2 protein-coding genes and 1 pseudogene are annotated in these 3,514 nt (G+C 80.1%); all 3 read left to right on the forward strand.

The features are described from left to right. On the forward strand, positions 1-1,098 hold a 1,098-nt coding region (locus ABD317_RS34845), incomplete at its 5' end, for a bifunctional adenosylcobinamide kinase/adenosylcobinamide-phosphate guanylyltransferase (RefSeq protein ID WP_344295607.1). A 148-nt stretch (positions 1,099-1,246) separates the two neighbouring features. Further along, complete coding sequence (locus tag ABD317_RS34850; RefSeq protein WP_344295610.1) at positions 1,247-2,341, forward strand: nicotinate-nucleotide--dimethylbenzimidazole phosphoribosyltransferase; 1,095 nt, start codon at positions 1,247-1,249, stop codon at positions 2,339-2,341. Positions 2,342-3,032: 691 nt separating this feature from the next. Then, positions 3,033-3,514 (forward strand): annotated as a pseudogene (locus ABD317_RS34855) (adenosylcobinamide-GDP ribazoletransferase); the annotation flags it as partial.

Below are 3,514 nucleotides of genomic sequence, written 5' to 3' on the forward strand. Positions count from 1 at the left end.
ACGTCCGTCCTCGTGGACGGCATCGTGCTGCTCGACCTCACGCCGGGCGCCGCGCTCGCCGCGGCGCGCGCCGGGCGGACGCTCTCCGGCGTCATGCAGGTGCTGCTGAGCCATCCGCACGACGGCCCCGCCATGGCGGCCCCCGCGGGGGTGCCGGCGCCGTCGCGGGCGCCGGAGGGGCAGGCGGTGACGCTGATCAGCGGGCACCGGGTACGGGCCGTCGCGGTCGACTCCCCCGGCACCGGGTACGAGATCACCGGGCCCGGCGGCCGGCGGCTGCTGTACCTGCCGCCGGGCGGCGCGCAGGCCGGCCTCGACGGGCGGGCGGAACCGTACGACCTGGTGCTGCTCGACGTCGCCGGGCGCCCCGACGCGCTCGCCCGGCTCCGCGCCCACGGCGCCGTCGCCGCCGCCACCGACGTCGTCGCCGTGCATCTCGGCGGCCACTCCGGCGACGCCTCCGGGCCCACCCCGCCGCCCGGCCCCGAGCTGCACCGCCGGCTCCCCGCCGCCGGGGCCCGGGCCGTGCCCGACGGGCACGGCCTCGTCGCCGGCCACGGCCCGGAGCCGCCCGCCGCGCCGCGCCGCACGCTGGTCCTGGGCGGCGCCCGGTCCGGCAAGTCCGTGGAGGAGGAGCGGCGGCTGGCGGCGTTCCCGGAGGTCGAGTACGCGGCCACCGGCGGCGTCCGCGACGGCGACGCCGAGTGGGCGGCGCGGGTCGCGGCCCACCGCGAGCGCCGTCCGGCGGGCTGGCGGACCACGGAGACCTGCGACCTGGTGCCGCTGCTCGCCGCGGCCGACGGTCCGCCGCTGCTGATCGACTGCCTGTCGCTGTGGCTGACGGACGCCATGGACGCGGCGAAGGCGTGGGACGGCGGCGACGTACGGCCGCGGGTCGACGAGCTGGTCGCGGCGGTACGGGCCGGCCGCCGCACCCTGGTCGCGGTGAGCAACGAGGTCGGCTCCGGCGTCGTCCCGGCCACCCCGGCGGGCCGGCTGTTCCGCGACGAGCTGGGACGGCTGAACGCGGCGGTGGCGGCGGAGTGCGAGCAGGTGCTGCTGGTGGTCGCGGGGCAGGTGCTGGTCCTGCGCGGGTAATCGTTCCTGCAGGGGGTGCCCCGGAGGGGGGTCCGGCCGGGTTTCCCGGCGGATTCCCCGCGTGCTCCCCCACGGGCTCCGCCGCCTCCCGCGGGGAATCCGCGGGGGCAGGGGAGCCCGCGGCGGGCCCGGCGGGTAATCTGCGCCCGTGAGCGGCCTGAATCTGGACGACTTCATCAACGACATCGACCGCCCCGACGTGGCCATCCGCCGGGACGCCGAGGAGTGGCGGGCGACCCACGGCCCGCGCCCCGGCGCGCTCGGCCGGCTGGACGACCTCGGCGAGTGGCTGACGGCGGCGCAGGGCGGCGTGCCCGCCAAGCCGGTCGCCGAGCCGCGCCTGGTGCTCTTCGCCGGCGACCACGGCATCGCCGAGCTGGACGTCTCCGGCCGCGCCGCGGGCACCGCGGACGCGCTGGCCCGCGCCGCGCTCGACGGCCGCAGCGCCACCGCGATCCTCGCCCGCCGCTTCGGCGCCGGGCTGCGGGTCGTCGACATGGCGCTCGACTGCGACCCGGAGTCGCTGCCGAAGGACGTCACCCGCCATCGCGTACGCCGCGGGTCCGGCCGCATCGACGTCGAGGACGCGCTCACCGCCGAGGAGGCCGAGGAGGCGTTCCGGGCCGGCATGGCGGTCGCGGACGAGGAGGCCGACTCCGGTACGGACCTGCTGCTCCTCGGCGACCTCAGCGTCGGCGGCACCACGGCGGCCGGCGCGATCGTCGCCGCCCTCTGCGGCACCGACGCCTCCGTGGTCACCGGCCGCGGCGGCGCGGGCATCGACGACCTGGCCTGGATGCGCAAGTGCGCCGCGATCCGCGACGCGCTGCGCCGCGCCCGCCCGGTGCTCGGCGACCAGCTGCAGCTGCTCGCCACGGTCGGCGGCGCGGACCTCACCGCGATGACGGGCTTCCTGCTGCAGGCGGCGGTGCGCCGCACCCCGGTCGTGCTCGACGGCGTCGTCTCGGCCGCGGCGGCGCTGGTCGCCCAGCGGGTGGCGTTCCGGGCGCCCGACTGGTGGCTGGCCGGCCAGGCGAGCGGCGAGCCGGCCCAGGAGAAGGCGCTGGACCGCATCGCGATCGACCCGCTGCTCGACCACGGCGTCACCACCGGCGAGGGCGCCGGCGCGCTGCTGGCCCTGCCGTTCCTGCAGGCCGCGGCGGAGCTGTGGGCGGACCTGCCGGAGCACGGCGACGGTGCGGCGGAGGGTCCGGCCGAGGCCGCGGTTGACGACATCACCTGACGGCACCCCCGAGGGGACGGACACCCCTGCGGGAGCGCCGAGCGCGGACGCCCCCGGCGGGGTGGCGGACACGGATGCCCGGGCGGGAACGCAGGGTGCGGCACGAACCAGCGGCGCAGGTCGGGACGGCCGCCCTGCCGGGCGGGCAGGCGCGGGGGACGAGGCCGGCAGGCCGGGACCGCGGAGTGCGGAGGCGGCACTCGCGGAGAGTGCGGGCGAGGCGGGCCCCGCCAGGAGCCCGGGCGGCACCGGCACCGCCGGGAAGCCGAGCACACCCGACCCACCCGCAGGCCAGCCCGGCCCAGCGGACGCCGGGGACGAGGCCGACAGGCCAGGGCCGCGGGATGAGGAGGCGGCCTCCGCGGGGAGTGGGGGCGAGGCGGGCCCCGCCAGGAGCGCGGGCGGCACGGACACCGCCGGGAACCCGGGTACACCCGGCCCACCCGCAGGCCAGTCCGAGCCGGCGGGCACCGGGGACGAGGCCGACAGGCCGCCGCCAGGCAAGGCGGCCCTCGCGGGGAGTGGGGGCGAGGCGGGCCCCACTGGGAGTCCTGGCGGCACCGGCACCAGCCCGACCCCGGGCCCTCCCGGCCCGGTCGCCGCGGCCTCGGGCGGGGTTTCCCCGCCCGAGGCGGCCGATCCGGGCGGGCATCCGTCCCGCTCCCCCGGGCCCGTCGGAGGCCGCGCCGCGGTGCGGTTCGCGTTCGGGACCCTCACCGCGCTGCCCGTGCGCGTCGACCGCTGGGACCGGGCCGCCGCCCGCGGCGGACCTCTCGCCGCGCCCCTCGTCGGGCTCGTGGTCGGGGTGCTCGCCGCCGGCGTCGGCGGGCTGCTGCTGCTCGCGGGCGCGGGGGCGGCCCTCGCCGCCGTCGCCGCCGTCCCCGTACCGGCCGTGGTGACGCGCGGGCTGCACCTCGACGGGCTCGCGGACACCGCCGACGGGCTGGGCAGCGGCCGGCCCCCCGACGAGGCACTGCGGATCATGCGGCGCTCGGACATCGGCCCGTTCGGCGTGATCACGCTGCTGCTGGTGCTGCTCGGGCAGGTCGCCGCCGTGTACGAGCTGTACGGCGACGGCTCCCGGGCCCGCGCCGCGGTCGCCGTCACCGTCGCCGGCATCGCCGCCGGCGCCGCGCTCGCCGTCGCCGCCCGCGCCGGGGTCCCGCCGGCCCG

The sequence above is a fragment of the Streptomyces synnematoformans genome (assembly GCF_039531005.1).
GTDB lineage: Bacteria > Actinomycetota > Actinomycetes > Streptomycetales > Streptomycetaceae > Streptomyces > Streptomyces synnematoformans.